A 26,515-nucleotide genomic window follows, 5' to 3' on the forward strand; every position below is an offset into this window, starting at 1 on the left:
CCCCCATTCTTGACATGACGGATAATACCCGCACCGAGCAGAGTGCGGTTCTGATGCACAGAAGCAGGGCCTCGTACGCCCTCCGCCCGCGCACACAGCCGTAACGAGCGCAGCTGAACTGACCTCAATCCGATATGCGCTTCCGGTGGCCGTCGGATAGCCGGAAGCCTTCAGTTCGAGGTAGTAGGCTGGGCCACTGTTCGATGTCTCGACATCGAGAGAATTACCAGACAGCAGCCCAGTGAAGGAACCACAGTGGATCTGTACGAGTACCAGGCACGAGACGTTTTCGAAAAGTACGGGGTGCCGGTTCTCGCCGGCATTGTCGCGGACACTCCTGAAGAGGTGAGGGCGGCCGCCGAGAAGATCGGTGGAGTCGTCGTCGTCAAAGCTCAGGTGAAGACCGGCGGCCGTGGAAAGGCGGGCGGCGTCAAGGTCGCTAAGACCCCAGACGAAGCATACGAAGCAGCGAAGGCCATTCTCGGCCTCGACATCAAGGGCCACGTCGTCAAGCGCGTCATGGTCGCGCAGGGTGCGCGCATCGCAGAGGAGTTCTACTTCTCCGTGTTGCTCGACCGCGCCAACCGCTCCTACCTGAGCCTGTGCTCGGTAGAGGGTGGCGTGGAGATTGAGGTGCTCGCAGTTGAGCGCCCCGACGCTCTCGCACGCATCGAAGTCAACCCACTGACGGGTATCGACAAAGAGAAGGCCGTCGAGATCGCTCGCGCGGCGAACTTCCCCGCAGAGCTCATCGAGAAGGTCTCCGACGTTTTCGTCAAGCTCTACGACGTGTACAAGGGGGAAGACGCCACACTCGTCGAGGTCAACCCGCTGGTGCGCACCGAAGATGGCGACATCATCGCGCTCGACGGCAAGGTCACCCTTGACGACAATGCCTCTGAAATTCGTCACCCAGAGCACGAAGCGCTCGAAGACAAGGACGCAGCTGACCCCCTCGAGGCCAAGGCCAAGGAGTCGGGACTCAACTACGTGAAGCTTGACGGCGAGGTCGGCATCATCGGTAACGGTGCAGGACTCGTTATGTCGACGCTCGACGTCGTCGCCTACGCGGGGGAGAACCACAACGGCGTGAAGCCGGCGAACTTCCTCGACATCGGTGGCGGAGCCTCTGCAGAGGTCATGGCGGCAGGCCTTGACGTCATCCTCGGCGACCCGCAGGTCAAGAGCGTTTTCGTCAACGTCTTCGGTGGCATCACCGCGTGTGACGCTGTTGCAAACGGCATCAAGGGTGCGCTCGAGACGCTGGGTGCCACGGCATCCAAGCCGCTCGTCGTGCGCCTCGACGGTAACCGCGTCGACGAGGGTCGCGCGATCCTTGCCGATTACGCACACCCGCTCGTGACCCTGGCCGCCACGATGGACGAGGGCGCCGACAAGGCAGCCGAGCTCGCCAACGCTTCGACAAGCTCAGCGCAAGCGATCTGATTAAGGACTAGAAGAATGTCGATTTACCTCAATAAGGACTCCAAGGTCATCGTCCAGGGCATCACCGGTGGCGAGGGCACGAAGCACACCGCGCTCATGCTCAAGGCCGGCACCCAGGTGGTCGGTGGCGTGAATGCTCGCAAGGCCGGCACCACGGTTTCGCACACGGCCCAAGACGGCAACGCCGTCGATCTGCCTGTTTTCGGATCGGTCGCTGAGGCGATGAAGGAGACCGGCGCTGATGTGTCGATCGCTTTCGTGCCTGGCGCGTTCACCAAAGACGCGATGATCGAGGCTATTGACGCCGAAATCCCGCTGCTCGTCGTCATCACCGAGGGCGTGCCCGTCGGCGACTCGGCCGAGGCATGGGCCTACGCCCAGAGCAAGGGCAACAAGACCCGCATCATCGGACCGAACTGCCCCGGCGTCATCACCCCCGGTGAGGCGCTTGTCGGCATCACGCCGGCGAACATCACAGGCAAGGGACCGATCGGCCTCGTGTCGAAGTCGGGCACCCTGACCTACCAGATGATGTTTGAGCTGCGCGACTTGGGCTTCTCAACCGCCATCGGCATCGGCGGCGACCCGGTCATCGGTACCACGCACATCGACGCGCTTGCAGCGTTCGAGGCTGACCCCGAGACCAAGGCGATCGTGATGATCGGTGAGATCGGTGGAGATGCTGAAGAGCGTGCCGCTGACTACATCAAGGCGAACGTCACGAAGCCGGTCGTCGGCTACGTCGCGGGGTTCACCGCCCCTGAGGGCAAGACCATGGGCCACGCTGGCGCCATCGTCTCGGGCTCCGCAGGTACCGCTCAGGCCAAGAAGGAGGCCCTCGAGGCCGCCGGTGTCAAGGTCGGCAAGACGCCGTCTGAGACAGCAGACCTGATGCGCGCGATCGTCGAAGCGCTCTAATCTGAGCTAAGCTGTAACTGAAGGCCCCGGACTCCACTCTGGGGCCTTCTTTTATGCCCAGGCGCATGCACCCCGGGCCCTCGTCTCTCTTCACATGCATGACTGATCCACACATGCATGACCGCCGCCGCGTGTCGGGTCATGCATCTGTGATCAGGTCATGCATTCGGTGCGGGCATCAAGCCGGGGAAGGGTGGCGGAGCGTCCGCGAGTAGTCGTCGACGAAGAGCGCGCATGTGTACTTCCGCCCAGATCGCCCAGACCGCCCAGATGATGAAGAGGGCTGACGCGCCAAACATCAGAAGGACCAGGAAGAGCCCACCACCGGCGATGTGCTCCACGATGGTGCCGATGCCCAAGACAACGAAGACGAAGACAAAGAGAACCGTGGCGAAAGCGAGCCAGAGCGCGGTGGCAACCCAGAGCAATATTGCGCCGGTTCTCCCCCGATCCAACAGCTCAGTAATCGTCAAGCGCGCGCCGGCCGGCTTCATCGGGGCGGCCGCGATGAGGTGCTCCGTCCACTGGGTGCCGTCCCACCACCGCAGCATCGATGGGTTGTGGAACGAGATCAAATACCACCCAGCCACGGGGTGCCGCTGCTGCGCAGCTAAGTGTGACTGATGTCCGTCTGAGCTAAGGCTTGTCCCGTCTAACACGGGACATAAGCTATCAGCCTCATCGTCGTCGTGGATCCTGGCGTGTTCGGCCCCATGGCCTGCCGCATGCATGACTGTCTGACGCTTGCAGGACGATACGGCCGCCGTCGGTCATGCATTTGGCGGATGCTCATGCATGTGACGCACGTGGGGGACGGAAAAGGGGCGGATGCCGCAGCATCCGCCCCTCCGGTGGGGGGGTGGGGGTGGGGTTAGATTCCGACGCCGAAGAGGGCCTCGATCGGACCCCTGGCGAAGAAGATTAGGAACCCGGCGCCGACGACCCACAGCAGCGGGCTGATGGTCTTGGCCTTGCCGGAGAACGCGTGGATGAGAACCCAGCTCACGAATCCCGCACCGATGCCGTTGGCGATCGAGTAGGTCAGCGGCATCACAGAGACCGTAAGGAACACCGGCAGCAGCACCCGGAAGTCCGCGAAGTCGATGAAGCGGATCTGCGCCATCATCATCGCACCGACGATAATCAGCGCGGCCGCGGCGATCTCGGTCGGGACGATAGAGGTCAGCGGCGTGAGGAACATCGCGATCAAGAACACGACCCCTGTCACGACGTTGGCGAGGCCGGTGCGCGCACCTTCGCCAATGCCCGCACCCGATTCGATGAAGACAGTGCTGGACGAAGAAGAGGTCGCTCCACCTGCGATAGCACCGACACCCTCGACCACCAGCGCCGACTTGATGCGGGGGAAGTCACCATTGTCGTCAGCGAGGTTCGATTCTTTCGCGAGGCCGGTCATGGTGCCCATGGCGTCGAAGAAGTTCGTGAACAGCAGCGTGAAGACGATCATCACGATCGCGACGAGGCTGACCTTGCTCAGGTCGAAGCTGAAGTCGACCGCGCCAATCAGGCTCAGGTCGGGAATGCCGACAGGTGAGCCGCTCAGCGCAGGAACGGTGAGCCCCCAGCCGCCGGGGTTGATGACGTTGCCGGCGTCGTCGAACCCGCGGGGGCCGATCTGCCAGATCGCCTCGACGAGCACCGCCAGCACCGTGCCGCCGATGAGTCCGATGAGCATGCCGCCCTTGACCTTGAGCGCGACCAGGATGCCGGTGATCAAAAGGGTGATGACGAATAGCAGGCTGGGAACGGTGGCGATCGAGCCGTTCACGCCAAGCCCGACGGGGGGAGACGAAGCGCCGGTTGCCGTAACGAACCCAGAGTTCACAAAGCCGATGAACGCGATGAACAGGCCGATGCCAACCGTGATGGCGATCTTGAGCTGGAACGGCACGGCGTCGAAGATCGCCTTGCGCAGGCCAGTGGCTGCCAGCAGAACAATCACGATGCCGTTGATCATCACCAGCGCCATGGCCTCTGGCCACGTCACCTGCCCGACCACGGAGAACGCAACGAACGCGTTGATACCGAGGCCAGCGGCGAAGCCGAACGGCAGGCGGGTGACCACTCCGAACAGAATCGTCATCACACCGGCGGTCAGCGCTGTGGCGGCACCCACAGCATTGAAGTCGAGCATGTTGCCGGCGACATCGGGCTTGCCGGACAGGATGATCGGGTTGAGGATCACGATGTAGGCCATCGTGACGAACGTCACCAGGCCTCCTCTGACCTCAGTGCCAATCGTGGATCCGCGTTTGCTGATCTCAAAGAAGCGGTCGAGTGAGTTCTTAGGCTCTGTGGATGCCGGGGTGGGCGGGGCAGTTGTCATCGGGAGACCTCCGGAGAAAACGCTATCGTGTCGCCGCGCTCGCGCGCGCCACGAGAAGGTCAGTGGCAACACGTCGTAGTCTCAAGAGGCTATGCAACGCCTCCTCGTCGCGCTCCTCGCTGCTTTCGACGCCACCATCGCCGCTGCGGTTGGTCTCGTCGCGCTTTTGGCACCGTTGACGCTGCTGTGGACGCTCGCTTTCGGAATCACAGCGGATTGGGGAGCCCTCTGGCCTCTCACCGGGACGCTGTGGGAGTTCGGTCACGGCGTACCGCTCGCCGTCACCATCCCTGACGAGTTACTGGTGGCGCTCGCGATTCCCGCTGAAGGGGCGGCCTTCGCCGTCACCGTCACGCCGCTTGCGTTCCTGCTGTTCACTCTGTTCTTCGCCGCTCGCTCTGGAGGCAGGGCGGCGACGGCGGGAACCTGGCTGCTGGGTGCGCTGTCTGGCACTGCGGTCTTCGCGCTCATCTCCGCAGCGGTCGCGCTGACGTCGGGGCTCGCGGCTGTGCAGACGCCGTTCGTGCTCGCGGTGCTGTTCCCCGCGGCGGTGTACTTCGTTGGAGCGGTATGCGGAGGCGTTCGCATCGCGTGGGAAGACGGGGACGGCGGACTGCTCGACCGTCTGCATGACTGGCTCGACTCGCATCAGGAATGGGCTCCCGTTCCCGCTGCGATCGTGCGCGGTGCGGCATTTGTGCTGGTCGCGATGGTCGGAGCATCGGCCCTCACGCTGGCTGTCGCCACGGCATTCCGCGGCGGCGAGATGGCTGCACTGTTCCAAGCGGCGCGCGTCGATGCGCTCGGGGCAACGGTCCTCACCCTCGCGCAACTGGCCTACTTGCCGACGCTGATCGTCTGGACTGCATCCTGGCTTGCTGGACCAGGTTTCGCTGTCGGCGCCGGCACTGCTGTGTCGCCCGCTGGCATCCAGCTGGGCGTCGTGCCCGGCATACCCGTGTTCGGGCTGCTGCCGGAAAACAGCTCGATGTGGATGCTGATCGTCATATTGGTCCCGGTCGCCGCCGGCGCAGTCGCTGCCTGGGCAGTGCGCTCCCGCCTCGTCTGGGAGGGCACACCGCTGCGGCTCCCGCAGCGTGCGGTCATCGCCTTCGGTATTGCGGTGGTCAGTGCGGGATTCGCTGGCTTGGCCGCAGAGCTCGCCAATGGGTCGATGGGGCCAGGCCGATTGGCTGTGGTCGGCCCTGCCGTGCTGCCGCTTGTGCTGTCGCTGGGGCTGGAAGTTCTCATCGGAGCCACGATCTTGCTGCTGTCTCCGCGCAACCGAGATGAGCTGGCGGAAGAGCGTACGGACCGCTGGATCGCCGAAATGACGGAGTTTGATGCGGATGGTGTTCCGGTGCAGCAGCCCTCATCTGCAGCACCCGACGCGCCCCGGTAGACTGGGCGCGTGCTCACGGTCGCCGTTCTTATCTCGGGCACCGGCTCGAACCTTCGTGCCCTCCTCGAGGCCGCTCGTCATCCCGATTTTCCCGCCAGGGTGATCGTTGTCGGCGCTGATCGCGAAGCTGCCGGTCTCGCCCACGCCGAAGAATTCGGCATCCCCAGTTTCACTGTGCCGTGGCGCCAACATGAGACGCGCGAGGCGTGGGGGGAAGAACTCGCAAACCAGCTCGCGGTCTGGAAACCCGACCTCGTCGTGCTCAGTGGACTGATGCGGTTGCTGCCACCGTCGCTCGTCGCCACATATTCGCCGCGTCTGATCAACACGCACCCTGCGTTCTTGCCGGAGTTCCCCGGCGCGCACGGCGTCCGCGACGCTCTTGCCTCCGGTGCCGCAGAGACGGGTGCCAGCGTGATTGTCGTCGATGACGGCGTTGACACCGGTCCGATCCTCGCTCAAGAGCGGGTGCCGATTCTCGATGGCGACACCGAGCACAGCCTGCACGAACGCATCAAACCCGTCGAGCGCCGACTGCTTATCGACGTGGTGCGCGGGATCGCCACTGGCGAACTCGCCCTCAAGCCCTCTTCCTGACCCCCCACCAGACGCCCCCGCACGAAGGAGCCCACATGGCCGGCCCCCGCCACGACCCCACGCTCTACCGCGATCGCAACACCGTGCCTATTCGGCGCGCGCTCGTTTCGGTGAGCGATAAGACTGATTTGCTCGTCCTCGCCGCCGCTCTTGCGGACTCCGGGGTAGAGATTGTCTCGACAGGTTCAACGGCCGCGACAATTCGCGATGCCGGGTTCCCCGTCACCGATGTCGCTGCGGTGACGGGTGTGGCCGAGATGCTCGATGGTCGGGTCAAGACGCTGCACCCGAAGATCCACGGTGGTCTGCTTGCCGACCTGCGTCTCGAAGAGCACGAACGTCAGCTCGCTGAACTCGACATCACCCCGTTCGAGCTCGTCGTGGTGAACCTGTATCCGTTTGTAGAGACAGTCGCTTCCGGTGCGATGGGCGATGATGTCGTCGAGCAGATCGACATTGGTGGGCCCGCGATGGTGCGTGCGGCGGCGAAGAACCACGCCAACGTCGCTATCGTCGTCTCGCCACAGTCCTACCCCGGCATCGTCTCGGCCATCGCCGACGGAGGCACCACTGTGTCGCAGCGTCGCGAGTTGGCAGCACGCGCGTTCGCCCACACCGCCGCGTACGACACCGCTGTCGCTTCCTGGTTTGCTGAAGGCACACTGCAGGACGACGGCGACCTACCCACCCACCTCACGATTCAGGCTGAGCGCCTCGCGACCCTTCGCTACGGCGAGAACTCGCACCAGCGCGGTGCGATCTACACGCGCGCCGGCGGGCACGGCATCGCTCAGGCGACGCAGCTGCAGGGCAAGGAGATGTCGTACAACAACTACGTCGACGCCGATGCGGCTCTTCGTGCCGCGTACGACATGATCAAGCCGGCCGTTGCCATTATTAAGCACGCCAACCCGTGCGGCATTGCAACGACAGCGCCCAATGCACTCGACCCCATCGCCAGTGCGCACTTGCGTGCGCACGAGTGCGACCCCGTGTCTGCATACGGAGGGGTAATTGCCGCCAACGGCACTGTCACGCTGAAGATGGCGGAGAACCTCAAAGACATTTTCACCGAGGTCATTGTCGCCCCGTCGTTTGAGCCGGCAGCACTAGAAGTTTTCAAGGCGAAGAAGAACCTGCGCCTGCTGCAGCTTCCAGAAGACTGGCGCCAGGAGCGCATGGATGTGCGTCTGGTCTCCGGTGGCTTGCTGCTGCAGGACGCAGACCGGTTCCCTGACGACATCGTTTCCGTTGCAAAGAACTGGGAACTCGTCTCCGGTGAGCGTCCGAGTGACGAAGCGATGGAGAATCTGATCTTCGCATGGAAGGCCTGCCGCGCCGTCAAGTCGAACGCCATCGTGCTCGCCAAGGACAACGCCACGGTAGGTGTCGGCATGGGGCAGGTCAACCGCGTCGATTCGTGCCGCCTCGCCGTCGAGCGAGCAGGGGAGCGCGCGACCGGATCGGTGGCGGCCTCTGATGCCTTCTTCCCGTTTGCCGACGGCGCTCAGGTGTTGATCGATGCGGGCGTGACCGCGATCGTGCAGCCGGGCGGATCGGTGCGCGATGAAGAGGTGGTCGACGCTGCCCGCAAGGCCGGTGTCACGATGTTCTTCACGGGTGAGCGCCACTTCTTCCACTGAGAACAGTCGTGTCCGATTTCCGCTAGTCGAGGTCGGTGGCGCGTGACAGAGTGGAGGCATGAGCCTTCCCGTCACCGACTTCGATGAGCGGTACCGTGCCATCAGCGCACGCGATACGCGCTTCGATGGGCAGTTTGTTACGGCTGTGAGCTCGACGCGAATCTACTGTCGTCCCAGTTGCCCTGCGCGCACACCCAAGCCGCAAAACGTGACCTTTTATCCCACGAGCGCGGCCGCGCACGAAGCGGGCTACCGTGCGTGCAAGCGGTGTCTGCCAGAGGCCGCGCCGGGCTCTCCCGCATGGGACGTGCGCGGCGACACGGCAGCGCGAGCGATGCGTCTGATCTCCGACGGCGTTGTCGAGCGCGAGGGCGTCTCGGGCCTTGCCGCACGACTTGGCTACTCCTCCAGACACCTCACCCGTGTGCTGGCCGCCGAACTCGGCGCTGGCCCGCTCGCGCTCGCCAGGGCGCACAGGGCGCATACGGCGCGGATGCTTTTAGTCGGAACAGATCTCTCTGTTTCTGACGTGGCGTTTTCTGCTGGCTTTGCCAGCATCCGCCAGTGCAACGACACGATTCGTGAAGTGTTCGGTCTTACCCCCGGCCAGCTGAGGGAGCGTCGGCGCACCTCATCCGTGGCAGCGCCTGGTGCCATCGAGCTTGTGCTCCCGTACCGAGGGCCGCTGGATGCGCGTGGAATCTTCGCGTGGATGGCTGCTCGCACAGTGCCGGGTATTGAAGAGGCCACAGCTTCTTCGTTCTCGCGCCACCTGCAGATGCCGGGTGGTCCCGCGTGGTTCGAAGTGAGACAAGACGAAGACAATCGATTGCGACTCCGCGCCAAAGTTGCGCGGCTGGGCGATCTGGCGCCGCTGGTATCGACGGTGCGTCGCATCTTCGACCTGGACGCCGATCCGTTAGCAATTGACGAGGCGCTGTCCGCTCACGCCGAGCTCGCCCCACTCATCGCGCAGACCCCCGGCATGCGAGTGCCAGGGTCGGCCAATCCGCACGAGATGCTGATCCGGGCGATGATCGGACAGCAGATCACCGTCGTCGCCGCTCGCACTGCTCTCATTTCCCTCGCCGAGGCGCTGGGGGAGCGGACGGAACAAGGGCTCCTGTTTCCCACGATGCCTGCCATCGCCGCGCATGGGGCTGAAGTGTTGCGAGGCCCTACCGCGCGCATTCGTGCGATCACTGGCGCGGCCGCAGCACTGGCAGACGGCTCGCTCCGACTGACAGTCGGGGATGACAGCAGAGAGCAACGCGAAGCGCTTCTGGCAATGCCGGGCATCGGTCCGTGGACGGCAGACTACGTCCGCATGCGAGTGCTCGGCGATCCAGACATCCTCCTCCCAGGAGACGTCGCACTTCGCGCAGGAGCCGCAGCTGTCGGGTTGCCAGCAGAAGCGCGCACGCTCACCGCGTGGGCGGAACGCGCGGCACCCTGGCGGAGCTATCTGAGCGCGCACCTCTGGCGGTCAGCGCCACTGCGACCTTCTCGCGCTCGCCGCGCCGAACAGACGACACCGAAGGAAATCCCATGACTGCCACTGTCCAGACCATCGACACCCAGGATGGCCCTTTCACTGTGCTCGTCGATGAGCGCCAACGAGTGTTGGCCTCCGGGTGGACGGCCGACGTCGAGGCTCTTCTCGGCCGTCTCACGCGGGCGGACTCCCTCGAACGTGTCACCGAGGGAGAGACCGATGCCGCTGCCGCCGCATTGGCGTACTACGCGGGCGATCTTTCCGCGATCGGATCTGTGGAGGTCACGCAGAAGGGCACAGCTTTGCAGGTTGCCGGATGGTCTGCGCTTCGAGCGATCGAACCGGGGGAGCCGCTGACCTACACCGGATTCGCGGCGCGGTTCGGTAATCCGAATGCGGTGCGCGCGGCAGCATCTATCTGTGCACGAAACGCATCGGCTCTTTTTGTGCCCTGCCACAGGGTGCTCCGTGCCGATGGCAGCCTTGGTGGTTTTGCCTGGGGAGTAGGCGTAAAAGAGAGCCTGCTGCAGCGCGAAGCTGCAGCAGGCTCAGGCGCCAGCTAACGGAGGTCGTTACGGACGCGGAGGGCCGCCCATGCCTTCCTGGCTGGCGCTTGCGACACCCTCGACGACGGTGCCAGCGGACTGGCCGCCTACGGTGATCGAGTACGTCGCCGCGTCTTCGAGACCCGCGTCGGAGAGCACCACAGACTGGAAGGTCTTCACCGACGTGAACTCCGCAATGACTGAGCCGCTCTCATCGAGCACCTGCACGTCTTCTCCTGCACCGTAAGTCTGGTCGAGGGCCGCAGAGAACCATCCCTGGGCAGAGGAGTCATCCGGGAAGACGGCCATCCCCGTGGTGCCGACGGCGAGGACAGTTCCGCCATCGACAACGATCGAGCCGTTGGCGTCGAGTGCGCCCTCCCTGTCGCCCGAAGAGCCGAACGCCGTGAGCGTGCCGCCCGTCACGAGGGCGGAGCCATTGGTGTCTACTCCATCGCCCTCGGCGGAAACGGTGATCTCACCGCCGGTGACGGCAAACATCGCTCCATCGTCTTCTTCGACGACGCCGCCGATATCGGTGGTCGTGCTCGTGCCGCTGGTGGCGTTGATGCCGTCGTCTGTCGCCTCGACGCCGAGTGTGCCGTCTTCCACGGTGATGTAGTAAGACTCGACGCCCTCGTAGGAGCCGTTCACGGCGGTGGCTCCGCCAGAGACCACCAGGTTCACCTCTGACTTGAGCCCATCGTCTTCGGCGACCAGAGCGGTTTCGCCTCCGGTGATTACGAGGTCGGTCTGCGCTTGCATGCCATCATCGCCGGCGGTCAGGTTGAGCGTGCCCCCGGAGATATGGATGTACCCGCGGGTCTCGTCTTCTTCCTGATCTGACTTCAGCGCGTCACCTGCGGCATCGACAGTGAGCGTGCCGCCCTCGATCACGAGGGAGTCTTTGCCGCGGACTCCGTCATCTCCGGCAGTGACGGCAATGTTGCCAGACAGGATCACCAGGTCGTCGTGGCTTGTAATGCCGTCATTCACGCTGTTCACCGTGAGAGACCCGTCACCGGAGATCGTCAGATCGGCGTCGCTGAACAGGGCGGCATTTGCTTCTTCGTCCTCACCGGTGGAGGTCAGGGTGCTGGAGCCTGCGAGTGAGACGGCGACATCTTCGGCGTTCATAATCGCGATGGCAGCGCCTGTCGAGTTCGTGATGTCGACGCCATCGAGCACGAGCGCAACGACCTCCTCATCATCGGTGTCGACCACGATCTGACCGTCGAACTGCCCGGATATAACGTATGTTCCCGCGGCCGAGATGGTCACGGTCGAATCGGCGACCGTCACCCCCTCGCCGTCGGCCGAGGCGGTGGTTCCGTCGAGAGAGATCGCGACAGCTCCGTCCATGCTCCATTCGTCACTGTTCACGGTGGTGGAGTTCGCGTTGGCGGCCAGGACCTCAGCCGCGACGACTCCCATCGTGGAGCCAGAGGTGTCGGCAGTGGTTTCGGTGGTGACGACAGGGGAGGAAGTGTCGGTCGTTGCCGCCGTCGAGGCGCACCCCGCAAGCAGGAGCCCGCCGATCAAGAGCGAGCTGCTCGTGGCGGTGAGGAGGTACTTCTTGGTCTTCATGCTGTGCTCCTTGTGGATCGTCGTCGCAGGATTACCACTGTGCAGGTGCTTGCTACGCTCGTCCTTTGGGTAAGCAATGAGCTTCCTATGTGTCCTGAGGTGTAGGAGTTTTTCCAAGGTCGGAAATAACTCTTGTGTCCAGCTGGTTCACAGCAATAAGCTGATGGGCTGTCGCGCCAACCGGACGACATAGCCGAGCCCCTGAGGAGGACACCATGATTACGATCGCCGCTGCGCAGATCGCCACCCTCGGCTCGGCCCTCGCGCGCTCGCTCTCTTAGAGCCCCCGCGACCTCTTCGCCGGATGCCGGACTCTTTGAGTCCGCTCTGACATCCGCCCACTTCCGCAACCGCGTTCCTAAGAAATTCGTCTGAGAGACATGTCTTCCTCGCCCTCCGCGCAAAATTCCTCGCCCTCTTCTTCCCTATCAACGCCCGCTGCCCTGTGGCGGCTGAAGCCCTTCGTGTTGCCCGTCATTTGGCGGCTCGCTGGCGGGGCTGCCAGTGCTCTGGTCGCCGCGATCATTGCGCTGATGATCCCGATCGTCCTCGAACAGATCATCAGCGGCCCGGTGCGCACTGGCGAGATCAGTGCCATCGCGTGGGGCGCCGGTGCCGTCTTTGCTTTGGCGCTGGGTGAGGCGCTGATGGTCTGGTTGCGTCGTCAGTTTGTGCTCAATCCTTCGACCCAGGTCGAGTACAAGATGCGCACGGAGCTGTACTCGCGCCTGCAGTCGCTGCCGGTCTCGTTCCATGACCGCTGGGGATCAGGCCAGCTGCTCAGCCGCATGATGCAAGACATCGGCCTCATCCGCCGCTGGCTGGCGTTCGGGCTCGTCTTGCTCGTTGTCAATATCCTCACCATCGTCATCGGATCGCTGTTGTTGTTCCGGTGGCACTGGCTGCTGGGGACAATCTTCCTTGTCACCGCGATCCCGCTGTGGATTCGGGGATACCTTTTCGAGAAGCGCTACGGCGCGCTCACTCGTCGCAGCCAAGACCAGGCCGGCGACCTCGCCACCAGCGTGGAAGAGAGTGTGCACGGCATCCGAGTGTTGAAAGCATTCGGTCGGGGCTCCCACGCGCTTGGACGCTTTAGCCGTCAGGCCGAAACGCTGCGTGAGACGGAGATGAGCAAGGCCAGGGCAATCTCCTCGATCTGGTTCTGGCTCGACCTCATGCCGCAAATCGCGTTCGGACTGAGCCTGATATCTGGCATCTGGTTGATCTCCCAGGGGCAGATCGACGAGGCCGAACTGTTCGCGTTCTTCGCGATGGCTGTCGTGCTGCGTTGGCCGATCGAATCGATTGGCTTCCTCTTCTCTTTCATGCTGGATGCGCGCACGGCGACAGACCGAGTGTTCGACATCTTCTCGGAGATCAATACCATCACCGACCCGGAACACCCGGTACACATCGAGCAACCGCGCGGCGAACTCGCCTTCGAAAATGCGCACTTCCGCTACCAAGACGCCACAGCGCACGAGCGGGATCTGCTCGACGGCATCGACCTGGTACTGCGTCCTGGTGAGACCATGGCGCTGGTCGGACTCACAGGCAGCGGCAAGACGACACTCACCACGCTCCCGACCAGGCTGTACGACGTGACGGGCGGCAAGGTCACCCTCGATGGTGTGGACGTGCGCGATCTCTCGCTTTCTGAGCTCCGCACGCACATTGCGATGGCGTTCGAAGACGCCACGCTGTTTTCAGCCACGGTACGAGAGAACGTGTTGCTGGGCCGTGCCGACCTCGACGTGCATAGCGAAGAGGGAGAGCGCGTGTTGCGTGAGGCGCTTGACGTCGCGCAGGCCGCGTTCGTTGACCAACTGCCTGAGGGCGTGGAGACCGTGATCGGTGAGGAGGGGCTGAGCCTCTCCGGCGGACAGCGCCAACGGCTTGCTCTGGCACGCGCGGTGGCGGCGAACCCCAAGGTGCTGGTGCTGGATGACCCGCTATCGGCGCTCGATGTCGACACCGAAGCTCTGGTCGAGGAGGCGCTGCGACGCGTTCTGGCCGAAACCACCGCCCTGATCGTGGCGCACCGTCCTTCGACCGTCGCGCTCGCAGACCGGGTCGCTCTGCTGGAAGCCGGAAGGGTGACAGCGGTAGGAACGCATTCGGAGCTTCTGAAAACCAGTCGGCACTACCGTCACGTCATTTCCAGCCTGGAGGCGGAAGAGGCGGCGCGCACCGGCGCGATCCCCGTGATTCGAGATGAACAGGTTCAGGACGAAAAGGAGGTGCAGCGATGAGCTCCGCCATCACCGGTACTCAAAATGAAGACCGCTCGCAGTACACCCGCGAAGAGAGCAAGACGATCCGTCGACGGTCGCTCCGCTTGCTCGGGTCCCTGGTCAGCCCTCTGAAGCCGCAGATCATCCTGGCCGCGACGGTTCTCGTCATCTCTACCGCTTTGCAGGTTGCCGGGCCGATTTTGATCAGCTTGGGTCTTGACCGCGCGCTTCCTGCGGTGCTGGACGATGCCGATTGGATGCCCACGTTCATGATCGGCGGGATCTACCTTGCCGCAGGAGCGTTGGCCGCCGTGATGATCGCGTGGTACGTGCTCATCGCCGCCAAGCTCACCCAGGCCGTGCTGCTGGATCTGCGCAAGCGCATCTTCTTGCACACCCAGCGGTTGAGCTTGGAATTTCACGAGTCGTACACCTCTGGCCGCATCATTTCTCGCCAGACCAGTGATCTTGACTCGATCAAAGAGCTCCTCGACGGCGGACTGAACGAGCTCGTTTCGGGAGTGCTGTTCGGCCTCTTCACCTTCATCGCCCTGTGCTTCTGGGACTGGCAGTCAGGGTTGATTCTCGCCATCGGCGGCATCCCGCTGTTCTTCTTGATGCGGTGGTTCTATTCGCGTTCGCAACTGGTCTACCGCGAGTCGCGGGTGATCAGTGCCAAGGTCATCGTGCAGTTCGTGGAGACGATGACAGGAATCCGCGCCGTGAAGGCATTCCGCAAGGAGCCCCGCAACGACGAGGCCTTCCAAGACATCGCGGGGGAGTATCGCAACGTCAACCGCCGGTCGATGCTACTGTTCGGAACCTTCGAACCTGGCCTGATGGGGGTGGCGGCGCTCGTGCTCGGCGTCGTGGTGCTCTGGGGCGGTATTCGTGTCTCTGAGGGGGTGCTCACGGTTGGTGTGCTGCTTTCTGCTGTCCTCTATGTGCGTAACTTCTTTGCTCCGATGCAAGAGATCGCGATGTTCTTGAACTCCTACCAGTCGGCAACCGCTGCGCTGGAAAAGGTATCTGGTGTGCTGGAAGAGGAGCCGAGCGTTCCTGACCCTGAAAAGCCTGTCGACCTTTGGGAGGCGCAGGGGCACGTCGAGTTTGACGAGGTGACTTTCGGGTACAACGGCGAGAAGACGATTCTTCCGAACTTCTCGCTCGACATTCCGGCAGGGCAGACGATCGCCCTGGTGGGGACGACGGGGGCAGGCAAGTCCACGCTCGCGAAGCTCATCTCGCGCTTCTATGACCCTTCTGCTGGCAAGGTCACCCTCGATGGGGTGGACCTTCGCTCGCTGCACCCGAAGGATCTCCGTCGCGCCATCGTCATGGTCACGCAAGAGGCCTATCTGTTCAGCGGAACGGTCGCAGATAACATCGCCCTCGGAAAGCCAGAAGCGACGATCGAGGAGATCAAAGCCGCGGCGCGTGCCGTTGGCGCCGATCAGTTCATCGCTGCGCTGCCCGATGGGTATGCCACTGACGTCAATAAACGAGGTGGACGAGTTTCTGCTGGCCAGCGTCAGCTCATCTCGTTTGCGCGCGCATTCCTGGCTGATCCTGCAGTGCTGATTCTCGATGAGGCGACGGCCTCGCTCGACATCCCCTCAGAGCGCCTGATTCAGGACGCACTGCAGACGCTGTTGAAAGACCGGACGGCGATTATCATCGCCCACCGACTCTCGACAGTGGCAATCGCCGACCGCGTTCTGGTGATGGAGCACGGCAAGATCATTGAAGACGATCTTCCAGCCACCCTCATCAGCGGCACAGGCAAGTTCGCTCAGCTACACGCGGCCTGGCAGGAGACACTGGTCTGAGAATGCGAAGTCCGAGACATGAGGGAGCGCGCGGGGTGTCAAGCGTAGGTAGCATCGACCTATGGATCCCTTATTGCTCGCCGCGGAGTGGTGGTGGGCTGTGCCAGCAGCTGTCGCCGCTGGCACGGTGGGTGTGATGGGGATTCGTCGGCGGAGTAGTACGACAAGCGGGCGCCGGCTTGCGGTTGATGCTGCTCGTCATGACCTCAGAGCAGCGCAGATCGCCGCGGCAGAGCGGCGCACTGCGGTGAAAGTGGCGCGTGCTGACCTCGCCAGAGTCTCGGCTGAACGGTCAGCTCAGCGCGCGACTGCGGAGCAGGTTGCCAGCGCGCGGCGAATGTTGCGCGAGCGGGAACGCGATGCCAAGGCCGCGTTCGCCGATATGCGGGCCAGGCAGGTCAGGCTCAACGCCGCACGCGCAGCCATCCCTTCGTCTTCTGAGCCGCGTCCGTTGGAGCGTCTGTATGCCGCTCACGACTCGGTAACCGCACGGTGGATGCGGTACGAGACCGACCCGGCGCTGCAGATCGCCTACCCGGCGATGACAGACGTCAAGTGGCCGGCAACCGCCGCCTACCTTCGCGCCTCTGGCCACGCCACAGACATGCGACGCGCAGCGTCTGGGCGGATCACGCCGGCGGAGTTCGCCGCGTACCGGGATGCCGTGGGAGAGCTCGAGCGCGCCTTCGAATCGGCGGAATACGCCGCCAAGGTTCAGGCGGGGGAGCTGCCGCCGACAGCCGCGTGGCAAGACGCCGCGCAAGACATGTTCAGTCGCTCTGCCGAAGCGATTGACCGCGCAGCGACGGCAGCGGCTGCGGCACTATCTACGTGGACAAATCGTCGCAAGCCCGATAACACCGAGTAGGCGATCCTCGTCGCTCGGCCGCCGATCGGATTACGGCGTGATCTCGCTGCGGCGTGATCTCGCTGCGGCGTGATCTCGCTACGACGTGATCGAGCTACGACGCGATTTCGATGGACGCGATGACCTCGGAGTACTCGGTTTCCCCTACCGGGGTGAAACCCACGCGGTGGAAGAAGCTCTCTGGGCCGTCTGTCCCTGCTTCGTAGATAACGTCAACGTGATCGACGCCACGCGTGCGTGCTTCATCGATGAGGCGCTCGACGGCGTAGCGGCCGACGCCGCGGCCCTGGTCGTCTGCGTCAACGTTGATGCGCCACAGCACTGAGCGGAAGTGTTCTTCCGGCGCCTCCGAGTCGAAGTTTGCACTCACGAAGCCGACGACCTCTTCGCCATCGAGGATGACTCGCTGCCACGACGTCTGAGGATTGATGACGGTCGCTGCGATCCCGTACGAGACGGGAGCGAGAAACTGCTCCTGTCCGGGCTTGAGCGACAGGTTGTTTACCGCAACGATCGTTGCGGCGGAGAGTTCGACCATGCGCAGTTCGGACATGCTCCCAGGCTAACCCCTCTTGGCGAATCGAACACGTATCCGTTGAAGATTTCACCGCAAAGTGGACTTTTGTTACCCCACAGTGGCCGGCTCAGAAACATCCGAGGCCGCAGGCGCGAAGCGGCTCAGGTATCTTGGTATCGAGACAAATAGCCCCGCGAACGGAGAACCTCCTGGTGACCGACGACGCCATCATCTACACGTACACAGACGAGGCACCGGCACTGGCCACTGCCTCTTTCCTCCCGATCATTCAGGCTTATACCGGCCAGGCCGGTATCGAAGTCGAGACGCGCGACATCTCACTCGGTGGCCGCATCCTCGCCGCATTCCCGCAGAAGCTCTCCCCGGAGCAGCAGGTGAGCGACTCGCTCGCCGAGCTCGGCGGATTGGCCACGCTGCCAGAGGCGAACATCATCAAGCTGCCGAACATCTCGGCATCGATCCCGCAGCTGAAGGCCGCTATCGCCGAGCTGCAGAAGCAGGGATACGACATCCCCGACTTCCCAGACGACCCTTCGTCGATGGAAGAGAAAGACGCGCGTGCGCGCTACGACCGCATCAAGGGTTCCGCCGTGAACCCGGTGCTGCGTGAAGGCAACAGCGACCGCCGTGCTCCGCTCGCGGTGAAGAACTACGCCAAGAAGCACCCGCACCGCAACAAGCCCTTCGTCGAGGGGTCTAAGACTCGCGTGGCCACCCTCGGGCACGACGACTTCAAGAACAACGAGCGCTCCTGGGTCGCCGCCCACGACGACGTGCTGAGCTTCCGTCACATCGCAGAAGACGGCACCGTCACGGTGCTCAAGGAGGGCCTGAAGGTTCTTCCGCGCGAGATCATCGACGCGACCTTCCTCTCTGCCAAAGAGCTCGATGCCTTCTTGGCCGAGACACTGCAGGCGGCGAAGGCCGACGATGTGCTGTACTCCGTGCATCTGAAGGCCACGATGATGAAGGTCAGCGACCCGATCATCTTCGGTCACGTCGTCAAGGCATTCTTCGCCGATGTGTTTGCGCAGTACGGTGACAAGCTCGCCGCCGCTGGCCTCAGTGCGAACGACGGCCTCGGCTCGATTCTCACCGGTCTGTCCAACGTCGCGGACGGCGCAGAGATCGCCGCCGCGTTCGAAAAGGCGATCGCCGAAGGCCCGCGTCTTGCCTACGTCAACTCCGACAAGGGCATCACCAACCTGCACGTGCCAAGCGACGTGATTGTCGATGCGTCGATGCCAGCACTCGTGCGCAACGGTGGCCGGATGTGGGGCGCAGAGGGTGAAGAGGCAGACACACTTGCCGTCATCCCCGACTCGTCGTACGCGAGCGTCTACCAGGCAGTCATCGACGATGTGATCGCGAATGGTCCGCTGGACCCTGCCACGATCGGCACCGTCCCCAACGTGGGACTGATGGCGCAGGCTGCTGAGGAGTATGGCAGCCACGACAAGACCTTCGAGATTGCGGACGCAGGCGTCGTGCAGGTTCTCGACAGCGAAGGCACGGTGCTCATCGAGCACACTGTCGGCGCTGGCGACATCTGGCGTGCCACCCAGACCAAGCACATCCCCGTGATGGACTGGGTCAAGCTTGCCGTCACCCGCGCACGGGCGACCGGCGACCCCGCGGTGTTCTGGCTCGACGCTAACCGCTCGCACGATGCGCAGATCATCGCCAAGGTGCACCAGGGTCTCGCGACGCTGGACACCAAGGGGCTCACGATCACGATCCTCGCGCCGGAAGAGGCGACGCGTTACACGCTGGCGCGCATGCGTCACGGGCTCGACACGATCTCTGTCACCGGCAACGTGCTGCGTGACTACCTGACCGACCTGTTCCCGATCCTCGAGGTCGGTACCAGCGCCAAGATGCTGTCAATCGTTCCGCTTCTCGCGGGCGGAGGACTCTTCGAGACCGGCGCAGGCGGGTCTGCCCCGAAGCACGTACAGCAGCTCGTTGAGCAGAACTACCTCCGGTGGGACTCGCTGGGCGAGTTCTTCGCGCTCGCCGCGTCGCTGGAGCACTTCGCAGATCGCAACGGCAACGAAAAGGCTCGTGTGCTGGCTGAGACGCTCGACGCGGCCACCGGCACCTTCCTCGAAGAGGACCGTTCGCCTGGGCGTGCGCTTGGCACGATTGACAACCGCGGTAGCCACTTCTACCTGGGGCTGTACTGGGCCGAGGAGCTGGCGAAGCAGACGAAGGACAGCGAGCTCGCTGCGGCCTTCTCTTCTATCGCTGCCACTCTGTCGGAAAACGAAGAGACGATCGTCTCTGAGCTCAACGCCGTGCAGGGCAAGCCGGTGGAGATCGGCGGATACTACCGTCCGGACGATGCACTCGTCGTTGCGGCGATGCGTCCGTCTGAGACGCTGAACGGTATCGTCGACGCGCTTCGCTGATCTAGGGGCATGTTGATCTAGACATAAAGAAAGGGGCGGATGCTATGGCATCCGCCCCTTTTTCGTGCCCCAGCGAGAGTGGGTTAGTTGTAGACCGAGATCTCCAGCCCCACGGGGGACCAGTCGTAGACGTACTTGGCGAGATCAATGGGGAGGTTGACGCAACCGTGGCTCATCCGCTGCCCGAAGTTGTTGTGCCAGTAGGTGCCGTGGAAGCCGATGTTCGGAGCGAACCAGGTGATCCATGGCACGTCTTCTGTGCAATACGGTGCGCCTTCGAAGCAGCCCATGTCTTGCATCTCTGTGTGCGCAAAGACCTTGAAGTTGCCGGTGGGGGTCAACGTTCCAGGTAGGCCGGTAGATACGGCCCAAGAGTTGACGACCGAGTCGTTCTCGAACAGGTACGCACGCTGGGCGCCCAGGTCGATCTCGATACGGCGGAACACGTTGACGGTTTCGAAAGCTGTTTCAGTAACCGGCAGCGCAAATGCTCCGTCGCCCGCTGTCAGTTGCAGGGCAAACTGGTCTGCCGTCTCAGATGTGTCGCCCAATGCTCGCCCGGCGACACCTTCCTTTTCTGTGCGCAGGTTTGTGCCAGCAGAGTCGACGATGTTGCTGGCATTCACTGCTGCCCGGTCAACCAGCTTCGGCAGGGTGTCGACGGTGGCCTGAATGACCTGGGGGTCGGCATCGATGCGCAGCTGGCCATTGTCATCAACCACCGTGATCCATGTCGCAACGACGGCGGGGGCGACCGGTACTGTGCGCTCTTCGCCGACGTAGAAGCCGACGGTGGGGAGCATCGTGTTGAGGGTAGAGGCGGTGGCAGTCGCGGCATCGTCTGAAATCGCAGGAAGTGCCTGCGCGGGATCACCGGAGTACTCCAGTGCCGTATCTCCGTCGGCAACGGCGGAGGTGAATGCCGTGCTCAGATCTTCGACATCGATTCCTGTGCCGGTTTCGGATGGCGTGATGACGTAGTTCCCGCCAGCGGAATCGAAGACGACTCCCGCGTTGACCGGTTCGGTGAAGCTCGCGGGCACTGCACTGCGCAAGGCGGCTGATGCTTGTTCGGGCGCGAACGTGATGTCGGCCGGGACAGGGTCGCCCATCCACGTGCTGAGGTTCCACAGTGGCCGTTCGGCGAACGCTGCCTCTGCGAGCGCCGTGGCGTCGGCGCTCACACCCAGGTCGGCCCCGGTGAGGACGGCGCCTTCTCCCGCACCCGTCAGGGTGACTGTTGTCTCATTGAGGTGAGAGCCGACCGCTTCTGCGGCGGCCCCAGGAGTCATAAAGCCGACAGGGATTCCTGCAACCGTCGTGCCTGGGGCGATGAGGATCATCGAAGCAGCTCCGGCACCGAGAGCGATGACGCCAGCGCCGAGACCGAGCCAAAGGCCGAGGCGGCGCTTCTTGGGCGCGGGTTCGATCGGTGCCCAAGCCAGCGGCTGCTCGCCGGTGTGCAGCGGAGCAGTTTCCATGCTCACGGAGTCGTCTCCGTGTGTACCGTCTGCTGTGCCCGGTGCGGAAATCAAATCGGTCACGAACTTCACCCCCCGGGCTCTTAAACGTGCCTTGACTCTTTATGGTACGTGATCGGAGGTAACGAGAAGGCAACGGTCCGTGATATTGTGCCTCCCCGCGCTGAAGACTTAGTCGATGATGGCGATGCCGTCGATCTCGACGAGCATCTCTTCGCGCGGCAGACCGGTGAAGACCGTGGTGCGTGAGGGAAGAACGCCGTTGCTGGTGTGTGCCGTGACAAAAGCGCCATATGCCTCGTTCATCACAGCGAAGTCTTCGCGCTTTGTGAGGTAGACGCGCAACATCACGACGTCGTCGAATGTCGCGCCAGATGCCTCGACGATGGCCTTGACGTTTTCGAGAGTGCGCGTCGTCTGCGCGGCGACGTCTCCCGGAAAAAGGTACTCGTTCGTTGCGGGGTCTACCGGGCCCTGGCCCGAAACCTGCACGAAGGGTCCCTTTCGAATACCCTGCGAAAAGGTGTGGGCTGGCGCGGGGGCTGCGTCGGTAAAAACGCGGATCTTCTCGGTCATCCCGTCAGCCTAGTAGCCTTGTTAGATGCCTCTACAAATTCCGGATCCCGTCATCGGCGCCTGGACGAAGGGCTTCCAGGCGAACGCCGCTGGGCTCCGCCTTTCGGAGGTTGGTGCGGCTGGCCTCCATCTCTCCGACCTGGGTACCCCCGTGCTGACGGTGCACAGCGATGCGCTCAGGCACAACGAGGAGACCGTCTTCGCCTGGGCGCGAGAGCAGGGCGTTTCTCTTGCGCCGCACGGCAAGACCACCATGGCTCCTGCTCTGTGGCAGCGGCTTTTGGATGCGGGGGCGTGGGGAATTTCCGTAGCCACGCCATGGCAAGCAGAGGTGGCCATCGACGCCGGTGTGCAAACGGTATTGATTGCGAACGCCGTCACCGATGCCGTAGCTGCCGGACGACTGGTCGGATTGCTCTCTGCCAATGAGGGACTCCGGGTGCTCTGCTGGGCTGACTCGCTTGAGGGTGTGGCGATCCTCGAAAAAGCGGTGCGTGAAGCGCAGAACGCTGGACACTCACACTCTGGCCACTCTCGGCCGCTCGATGTGTTGGTGGAGCTGGGCGGCGCACAGGGCCGAACGGGAGCGCGCACTGTCGACGAAGGCCAAGAGATTGCACAGGCGATCGCACGCGCGGCTGGGCTGCGGCTCGCAGGGGTCGCGGGGTACGAGGGGCCATTTGGCCCTGACCGATCGGACACGTCTATTGCAGCCGTTGATGCCTATCTCCAGACGATCGTCGAGCTGCACACCCTGTTGCACTACCCGGCGGATGTGAAGCCGGTAGTGAGTGCGGGCGGCAGCGCCTTCCCTGACCGCGCGGCTGCTGTTCTCGGGCGGCTCGGCGGCGAGGCAGAGGTTGTGCTCCGTTCCGGTGCATTCCAGATTCACGACGATGGTTTCTACTCTCGGATGTCGCCGTTCGGCCCCGAGATCGGTACCGAACCGCTGCGCTCCGCGATGCACGCATGGTCGCGAGTCGTCTCTCAGCCAGAGGCGGGCCTTGCGCTCCTCGATGCAGGACGTCGCGATGTGCCCTTTGATCTGGGGCTTCCGGTTCCGCAATCGACGGAGGGGGAGATTACCGCACTGAACGATCAACATGCTTTTCTCCGCCTCGCCGACGGTGCGTCAGTGCGCGTGGGGGATGTGGTGCGACTCGGACTTTCGCACCCCTGCACTGCATTTGATAAGTGGCGGGTGGTAGCGGTGATTGACGATCCAGATGCCGCAGACCCCCGGGTGATTGACGCGGTCGCCACATGCTTCTAAGCGCAGAGAAAGCAGCGAATGGTCTCGTGCGGGTCTACCGCGATGCAACCGTCATCGATGGCACGGGGGCGCAGCGCTACGTCGCCGATGTTGCCGTTGAGGGCGCCAGAGTGGTCGCAATCCTGCCACGAGGGGAGAACAGGGTTGATCTCGGGCTTCCTGATGGCGCGGTAGAAATTGATGCCACAGGGCTGTTCCTGGCCCCCGGGTTCATCGACATGCACGCGCACAGCGAGCTCGCCGTCCTGAGGGGGGCCGCCCATGAGGCGAAGATCCGCCAGGGGGTTACCACCGAGGTAGTTGGACAAGACGGCTTGGGCTATGCGCCACTGGATGATGCCTCTGCTGCGGTGATTCCGGCGCAGATCGCCGGGTGGAACGGCACGCCGACCGACGCTCCGTGGCGCACAATGGATGATCTGCTTGCCGCAATCGATGCGGCAACGGTCGCGCACGTTGCCGTGTTGGTGCCGCAGGGAAACCTTCGCATGATGGTCGTCGGCCATGAGAACCGACAAGCGACTCCTGCCGAAGTGTCATCGATGGCGGAGCTGCTGGGCCATGCGCTGGATGCGGGCGCATTCGGTATGTCAAGCGGTCTCACCTACACGCCGGGAATGTACGCAGACACCGCAGAACTCGAAGCGCTGTGCCGTGTCGTTGCCGAGCGCGGGGGGTACTGGTCGCCGCACACGCGCAGCTACGGCGGGGGAGCGCTGGACGCGTATCGCGAGGCGCTCGACATCGGGCGCCGCACCGGCTGCCCCGTGCACCTCACCCACGCCACCATGAACTTCGTCCCGAATCGAGGGCGGGCAGACGAGCTTCTCGGGCTGATCGATGAGGCCATCGCGGATGGAGCGGATGTCACCCTCGACAGTTATCCGTACCTCCCAGGGGCGACGACCCTTGCTGCGCTGTTACCCAGCGCACTGGCTGCGACAGGCGACCTGCTCGGAGCCATTGCGAACCTGGATGAGACAGGCAGGGAACACGTACGTGTCGAGTTGGAGGAAGTGGGCTGCGACGGCTTCCACGGAGAAAAAGCGGATTGGACGCAGATCCAAATCTCCGGCGTCGTGAACCCCACCCTTGCGGGACTTGTCGGGCGCACCATCGCAGAGATCGCGCACGAAGGCGGACGCCGCGCCATCGACGTGGTCCTTGACACCATCGTTGCTGATGCCGGGGCCACCGGCATCCTGATGCACGTAGGTGACGAGCAGAACGTGCGCACCATCATGCGCCACCCGCAGCACGCGGGCGGCAGCGATGGGATTCTGATCGGAGCACGCCCGCATCCGCGCGGAAGAGGCACTTTTGCCCGGTACCTCGGGCACTACGTGCGAGACCTCGGCATCCTCTCCTGGGAGGAGGCGGTGCGGCACCTCTCGGCCACTCCCGCAAGGCGCTTGGGACTGGACAGAGGAGATGCACCGCGGGGTGTGATCCAGCAGCACGCTGCCGCCGATCTGGTGCTCTTCGATCCGGCGCGTGTCGCCGCCGGTGCGACCTTTGACGAGCCGTTTGCTGCCCCGCACGGAATCATCGAAGTACTGGTGAGCGGGGTGCCCGTCGTCGCTGATGGTGAGGTGACAGGACGCACACCAGGACGCGCGTTGCGGATGCCACCGCCGCCACACCGCGCGACCGTTCCGCTCATCGCCTCCGTCATCGAACCGGCTTCTGAGGGGTTCACCTGGTCGGACGAGACGCCAATCCAGGCCGCAGCGGGACTTGAAGCGTCGGTCGCACGGTTGGGGCCGCCCACGGGAGCACGAACGATGCCCCCTCTACGTTTGCGTATAGACGAAGCCCTCGCGCACGCGGCCGAGGCCCAGGGCCGAGTCGGCGAAGAAGCATTCAGGGTGAGCGTCAGTGCCTCCTCGATCGACATCAGCGGCGCGAGTGCTGCTGGCGTGTACCGCGGCGCGACCATGCTGCGCCAGCTGCGCGCTCCTGAGGAAACGGCGACGCTTATCCCCGCCGGAGTGTGGGAAGGATCGCCCGCTCACCGCTGGCGCGGGGTGATGCTCGACGTAGCCAGGCACTTCCGCCCGGTCGATGAAGTGCGCCGCGTGATTGATCTCCTCGCCGACCACCAGCTGAATGTGTTGCACCTGCACCTCACAGACGACCAAGGATGGCGCTTCGAGGTGCCGGGCTTTCCTCGGCTCACCGAAATCGGATCGCGACGGAACGCAACACAGCTCGGCCATGGTCCTCTCGCCACCGTAGAACCAGGAGTGCACGAGGGGTTTTACACAACCGCCGAGCTGCGTGACTTGGTCGCCTACGCGCGCGACCGATATGTGACGTTGGTGCCTGAGGTCGAGCTCCCTGGGCATATCCAGGCAGCGCTCGCCGCGTACCCGGAGTTGGGAAACCTCGATGTTAGCGAACCGGCGGTTGGCCCCTGGGAGCAGTTTGGGGTGAACGCCCGCACATTGGCTCCGACGGAGGCTTCGCTGGCGTTTGGTCGGGCAGTGATCGATGCGCTCTGCGAGGTGTTCGACTCGCCCTGGATCGGGATCGGCGGAGATGAGGTGCCTGTAACCGAATGGGCCCAGAGTCCCGCAGCGGCAGGCCAGATGCAGGTACTCGGCCTCGCAGGCCCGCACGACATTCAGCCGTGGTTTACGAGGCATTTCGTTGCGCATCTTCGAGACCGTGGTCGCACGGCGCTGGCTTGGGACGAAGTACTAGAAGGAGATGTGCCAGACGGGGTGCGGATTCTCGCGTGGCGCGGCCCCGTCGCCCTGCGCAATGCTCTGCGTCGTGGCATTGAGGTTGTGGCGTGCCCTGACCTTGAGGTGTATCTGGATTATCCGCAGTCTGAGTCGACGGAGGAGCCGATTAGGGTCGGTCCGCCGCTGACGATGGAGCGCGCCTACGCGCTGCGCATTGAAGATGGCGCTGTGGGTGGCCAGGCGAATGTCTGGAGCGAGCATCTGCCCACGCGGGATCGCGTGGATTTCGCGATGTTTCCTCGGCTGACGGCGATTGCCGAACGGCTGTGGGAAGGGGGCGAGCCGGCAGCGTATGCAGACTTCGAACGTCGGCTCACTACTCATCTGCGGCGTCTCGCTGCTGCCGGCGTGCGGTATCGCCCGATCGATGGCCCGACGCCAGAACAGCGCCGCCCTGGAGTGCCGGGAAAGCCGCTCACTGTGCAGGCGCGACAGCAGATTGTGGCCGGGTTGGTGGAGCGGTTGGTTGCACGTTCCCGCTCCGCCGACATGGGGGACGCAATGTAATGTAACGTTTCGATAAACCTCGCCCAGCGCTCGCGAGCCTGGGTTGCGCAAATCTATGTTCGTAA

General features: G+C 63.6%; 19 protein-coding genes. 13 read left to right on the forward strand and 6 right to left on the reverse strand.

Features of this window, described 5'->3' with window-relative positions; translation table 11 throughout:
* Positions 1-255: 255 nt before the first annotated feature.
* Together sucC and sucD are read left to right on the forward strand one after the other, a co-directional pair.
* Entirely contained in the window at positions 256-1,446 is a 1,191-nt protein-coding gene (gene sucC, locus AB0O87_RS13115) for an ADP-forming succinate--CoA ligase subunit beta (RefSeq protein WP_363516773.1), read from the forward strand.
* 15 nt (positions 1,447-1,461) lie between these two features.
* Complete coding sequence (sucD, locus tag AB0O87_RS13120) at positions 1,462-2,364, forward strand: succinate--CoA ligase subunit alpha (RefSeq protein ID WP_363516776.1); 903 nt, start codon at positions 1,462-1,464, stop codon at positions 2,362-2,364.
* 158 nt (positions 2,365-2,522) lie between these two features.
* On the opposite strand, the gene AB0O87_RS13125 is transcribed toward sucD, so the two are convergent.
* The gene (locus tag AB0O87_RS13125; protein ID WP_363516779.1) at positions 2,523-2,954 is read right to left on the reverse strand and encodes a DUF2510 domain-containing protein; all 432 of its coding nucleotides are present in this window, start codon (positions 2,952-2,954) and stop codon (positions 2,523-2,525) included.
* A 281-nt stretch (positions 2,955-3,235) separates the two neighbouring features.
* Positions 3,236-4,711, reverse strand: a complete 1,476-nt coding sequence (locus tag AB0O87_RS13130; RefSeq protein WP_363516782.1) for an NCS2 family permease — start codon at positions 4,709-4,711, stop codon at positions 3,236-3,238.
* Between the two features lie 91 nt (positions 4,712-4,802).
* On the opposite strand from AB0O87_RS13130, the gene AB0O87_RS13135 reads away from it, so the two are divergent.
* Genes AB0O87_RS13135 through AB0O87_RS13155 form a run of 5 tightly spaced genes read left to right on the forward strand, consistent with a single transcriptional unit; the run spans position 4,803 to position 10,411 of the window.
* Complete coding sequence (locus AB0O87_RS13135; RefSeq protein ID WP_363516785.1) at positions 4,803-6,113, forward strand: DUF6350 family protein; 1,311 nt, start codon at positions 4,803-4,805, stop codon at positions 6,111-6,113.
* A 9-nt stretch (positions 6,114-6,122) separates the two neighbouring features.
* Complete coding sequence (purN, locus tag AB0O87_RS13140; protein WP_363516788.1) at positions 6,123-6,710, forward strand: phosphoribosylglycinamide formyltransferase; 588 nt, start codon at positions 6,123-6,125, stop codon at positions 6,708-6,710.
* Between the two features lie 35 nt (positions 6,711-6,745).
* Positions 6,746-8,353 (forward strand): bifunctional phosphoribosylaminoimidazolecarboxamide formyltransferase/IMP cyclohydrolase, encoded by a 1,608-nt coding sequence (gene purH / locus AB0O87_RS13145; RefSeq protein WP_363516790.1) that lies wholly within the window; start codon positions 6,746-6,748, stop codon positions 8,351-8,353.
* A 58-nt stretch (positions 8,354-8,411) separates the two neighbouring features.
* A complete protein-coding gene (locus AB0O87_RS13150) occupies positions 8,412-9,905 on the forward strand; it encodes an AlkA N-terminal domain-containing protein (RefSeq protein ID WP_363516793.1) in 1,494 nt (497 codons plus the stop codon).
* On the forward strand, positions 9,902-10,411 hold the full coding sequence (locus tag AB0O87_RS13155) for a methylated-DNA--[protein]-cysteine S-methyltransferase (protein ID WP_363516796.1): 510 nt from the start codon (positions 9,902-9,904) through the stop codon (positions 10,409-10,411). The genes AB0O87_RS13150 and AB0O87_RS13155 overlap by 4 nt, the downstream gene beginning before the upstream one ends.
* Positions 10,412-10,420: 9 nt before the next feature.
* Here the strand turns inward: AB0O87_RS13155 and AB0O87_RS13160 are convergent, their stop codons facing one another.
* The gene (locus AB0O87_RS13160) at positions 10,421-11,980 is read right to left on the reverse strand and encodes a carbohydrate-binding domain-containing protein (protein ID WP_363516799.1); all 1,560 of its coding nucleotides are present in this window, start codon (positions 11,978-11,980) and stop codon (positions 10,421-10,423) included.
* Positions 11,981-12,360: 380 nt separating this feature from the next.
* Between AB0O87_RS13160 and AB0O87_RS13165 the strand changes: the two genes are divergently transcribed.
* The 3 genes from AB0O87_RS13165 to AB0O87_RS13175 all read left to right on the forward strand — a co-directional run bounded on the left by AB0O87_RS13165 (position 12,361) and on the right by AB0O87_RS13175 (position 16,914).
* On the forward strand, positions 12,361-14,235 hold the full coding sequence (locus AB0O87_RS13165; RefSeq protein WP_363516802.1) for an ABC transporter ATP-binding protein: 1,875 nt from the start codon (positions 12,361-12,363) through the stop codon (positions 14,233-14,235).
* A complete protein-coding gene (locus AB0O87_RS13170) occupies positions 14,232-16,046 on the forward strand; it encodes an ABC transporter ATP-binding protein (protein WP_363516805.1) in 1,815 nt (604 codons plus the stop codon). Before AB0O87_RS13165 ends, AB0O87_RS13170 begins: the two co-directional genes overlap by 4 nt.
* Positions 16,047-16,107: 61 nt before the next feature.
* Positions 16,108-16,914, forward strand: a complete 807-nt coding sequence (locus AB0O87_RS13175; protein WP_363516808.1) for a hypothetical protein — start codon at positions 16,108-16,110, stop codon at positions 16,912-16,914.
* Positions 16,915-17,008: 94 nt separating this feature from the next.
* Here AB0O87_RS13175 and AB0O87_RS13180 read toward each other — a convergent pair whose 3' ends face one another.
* Entirely contained in the window at positions 17,009-17,467 is a 459-nt protein-coding gene (locus tag AB0O87_RS13180) for a GNAT family N-acetyltransferase (protein ID WP_363516811.1), read from the reverse strand.
* A gap of 176 nt (positions 17,468-17,643) precedes the next feature.
* Between AB0O87_RS13180 and AB0O87_RS13185 the strand changes: the two genes are divergently transcribed.
* Complete coding sequence (locus tag AB0O87_RS13185; protein WP_363516814.1) at positions 17,644-19,863, forward strand: NADP-dependent isocitrate dehydrogenase; 2,220 nt, start codon at positions 17,644-17,646, stop codon at positions 19,861-19,863.
* Positions 19,864-19,946: 83 nt separating this feature from the next.
* On the opposite strand, the gene AB0O87_RS13190 is transcribed toward AB0O87_RS13185, so the two are convergent.
* The gene (locus tag AB0O87_RS13190) at positions 19,947-21,407 is read right to left on the reverse strand and encodes a L,D-transpeptidase family protein (RefSeq protein ID WP_363516817.1); all 1,461 of its coding nucleotides are present in this window, start codon (positions 21,405-21,407) and stop codon (positions 19,947-19,949) included.
* A 108-nt stretch (positions 21,408-21,515) separates the two neighbouring features.
* Positions 21,516-21,920 carry a RidA family protein gene (locus tag AB0O87_RS13195; RefSeq protein WP_363516820.1) on the reverse strand — a complete coding sequence of 135 codons (405 nt, stop codon included), beginning with the start codon at positions 21,918-21,920 and terminating at the stop codon, positions 21,516-21,518.
* Between the two features lie 25 nt (positions 21,921-21,945).
* On the opposite strand from AB0O87_RS13195, the gene AB0O87_RS13200 reads away from it, so the two are divergent.
* Positions 21,946-23,193: an amino acid deaminase gene (locus AB0O87_RS13200; protein ID WP_363516823.1), complete on the forward strand. Its 1,248-nt coding sequence runs from the start codon at positions 21,946-21,948 to the stop codon at positions 23,191-23,193.
* Complete coding sequence (locus tag AB0O87_RS13205) at positions 23,184-26,450, forward strand: family 20 glycosylhydrolase (protein ID WP_363516826.1); 3,267 nt, start codon at positions 23,184-23,186, stop codon at positions 26,448-26,450. The genes AB0O87_RS13200 and AB0O87_RS13205 overlap by 10 nt, the downstream gene beginning before the upstream one ends.
* The last annotated feature ends 65 nt before the right edge of the window (positions 26,451-26,515 follow it).

This window comes from Microbacterium sp. NPDC076768, from assembly GCF_040687205.1.
Classification (GTDB): Bacteria; Actinomycetota; Actinomycetes; order Actinomycetales; family Microbacteriaceae; genus Microbacterium.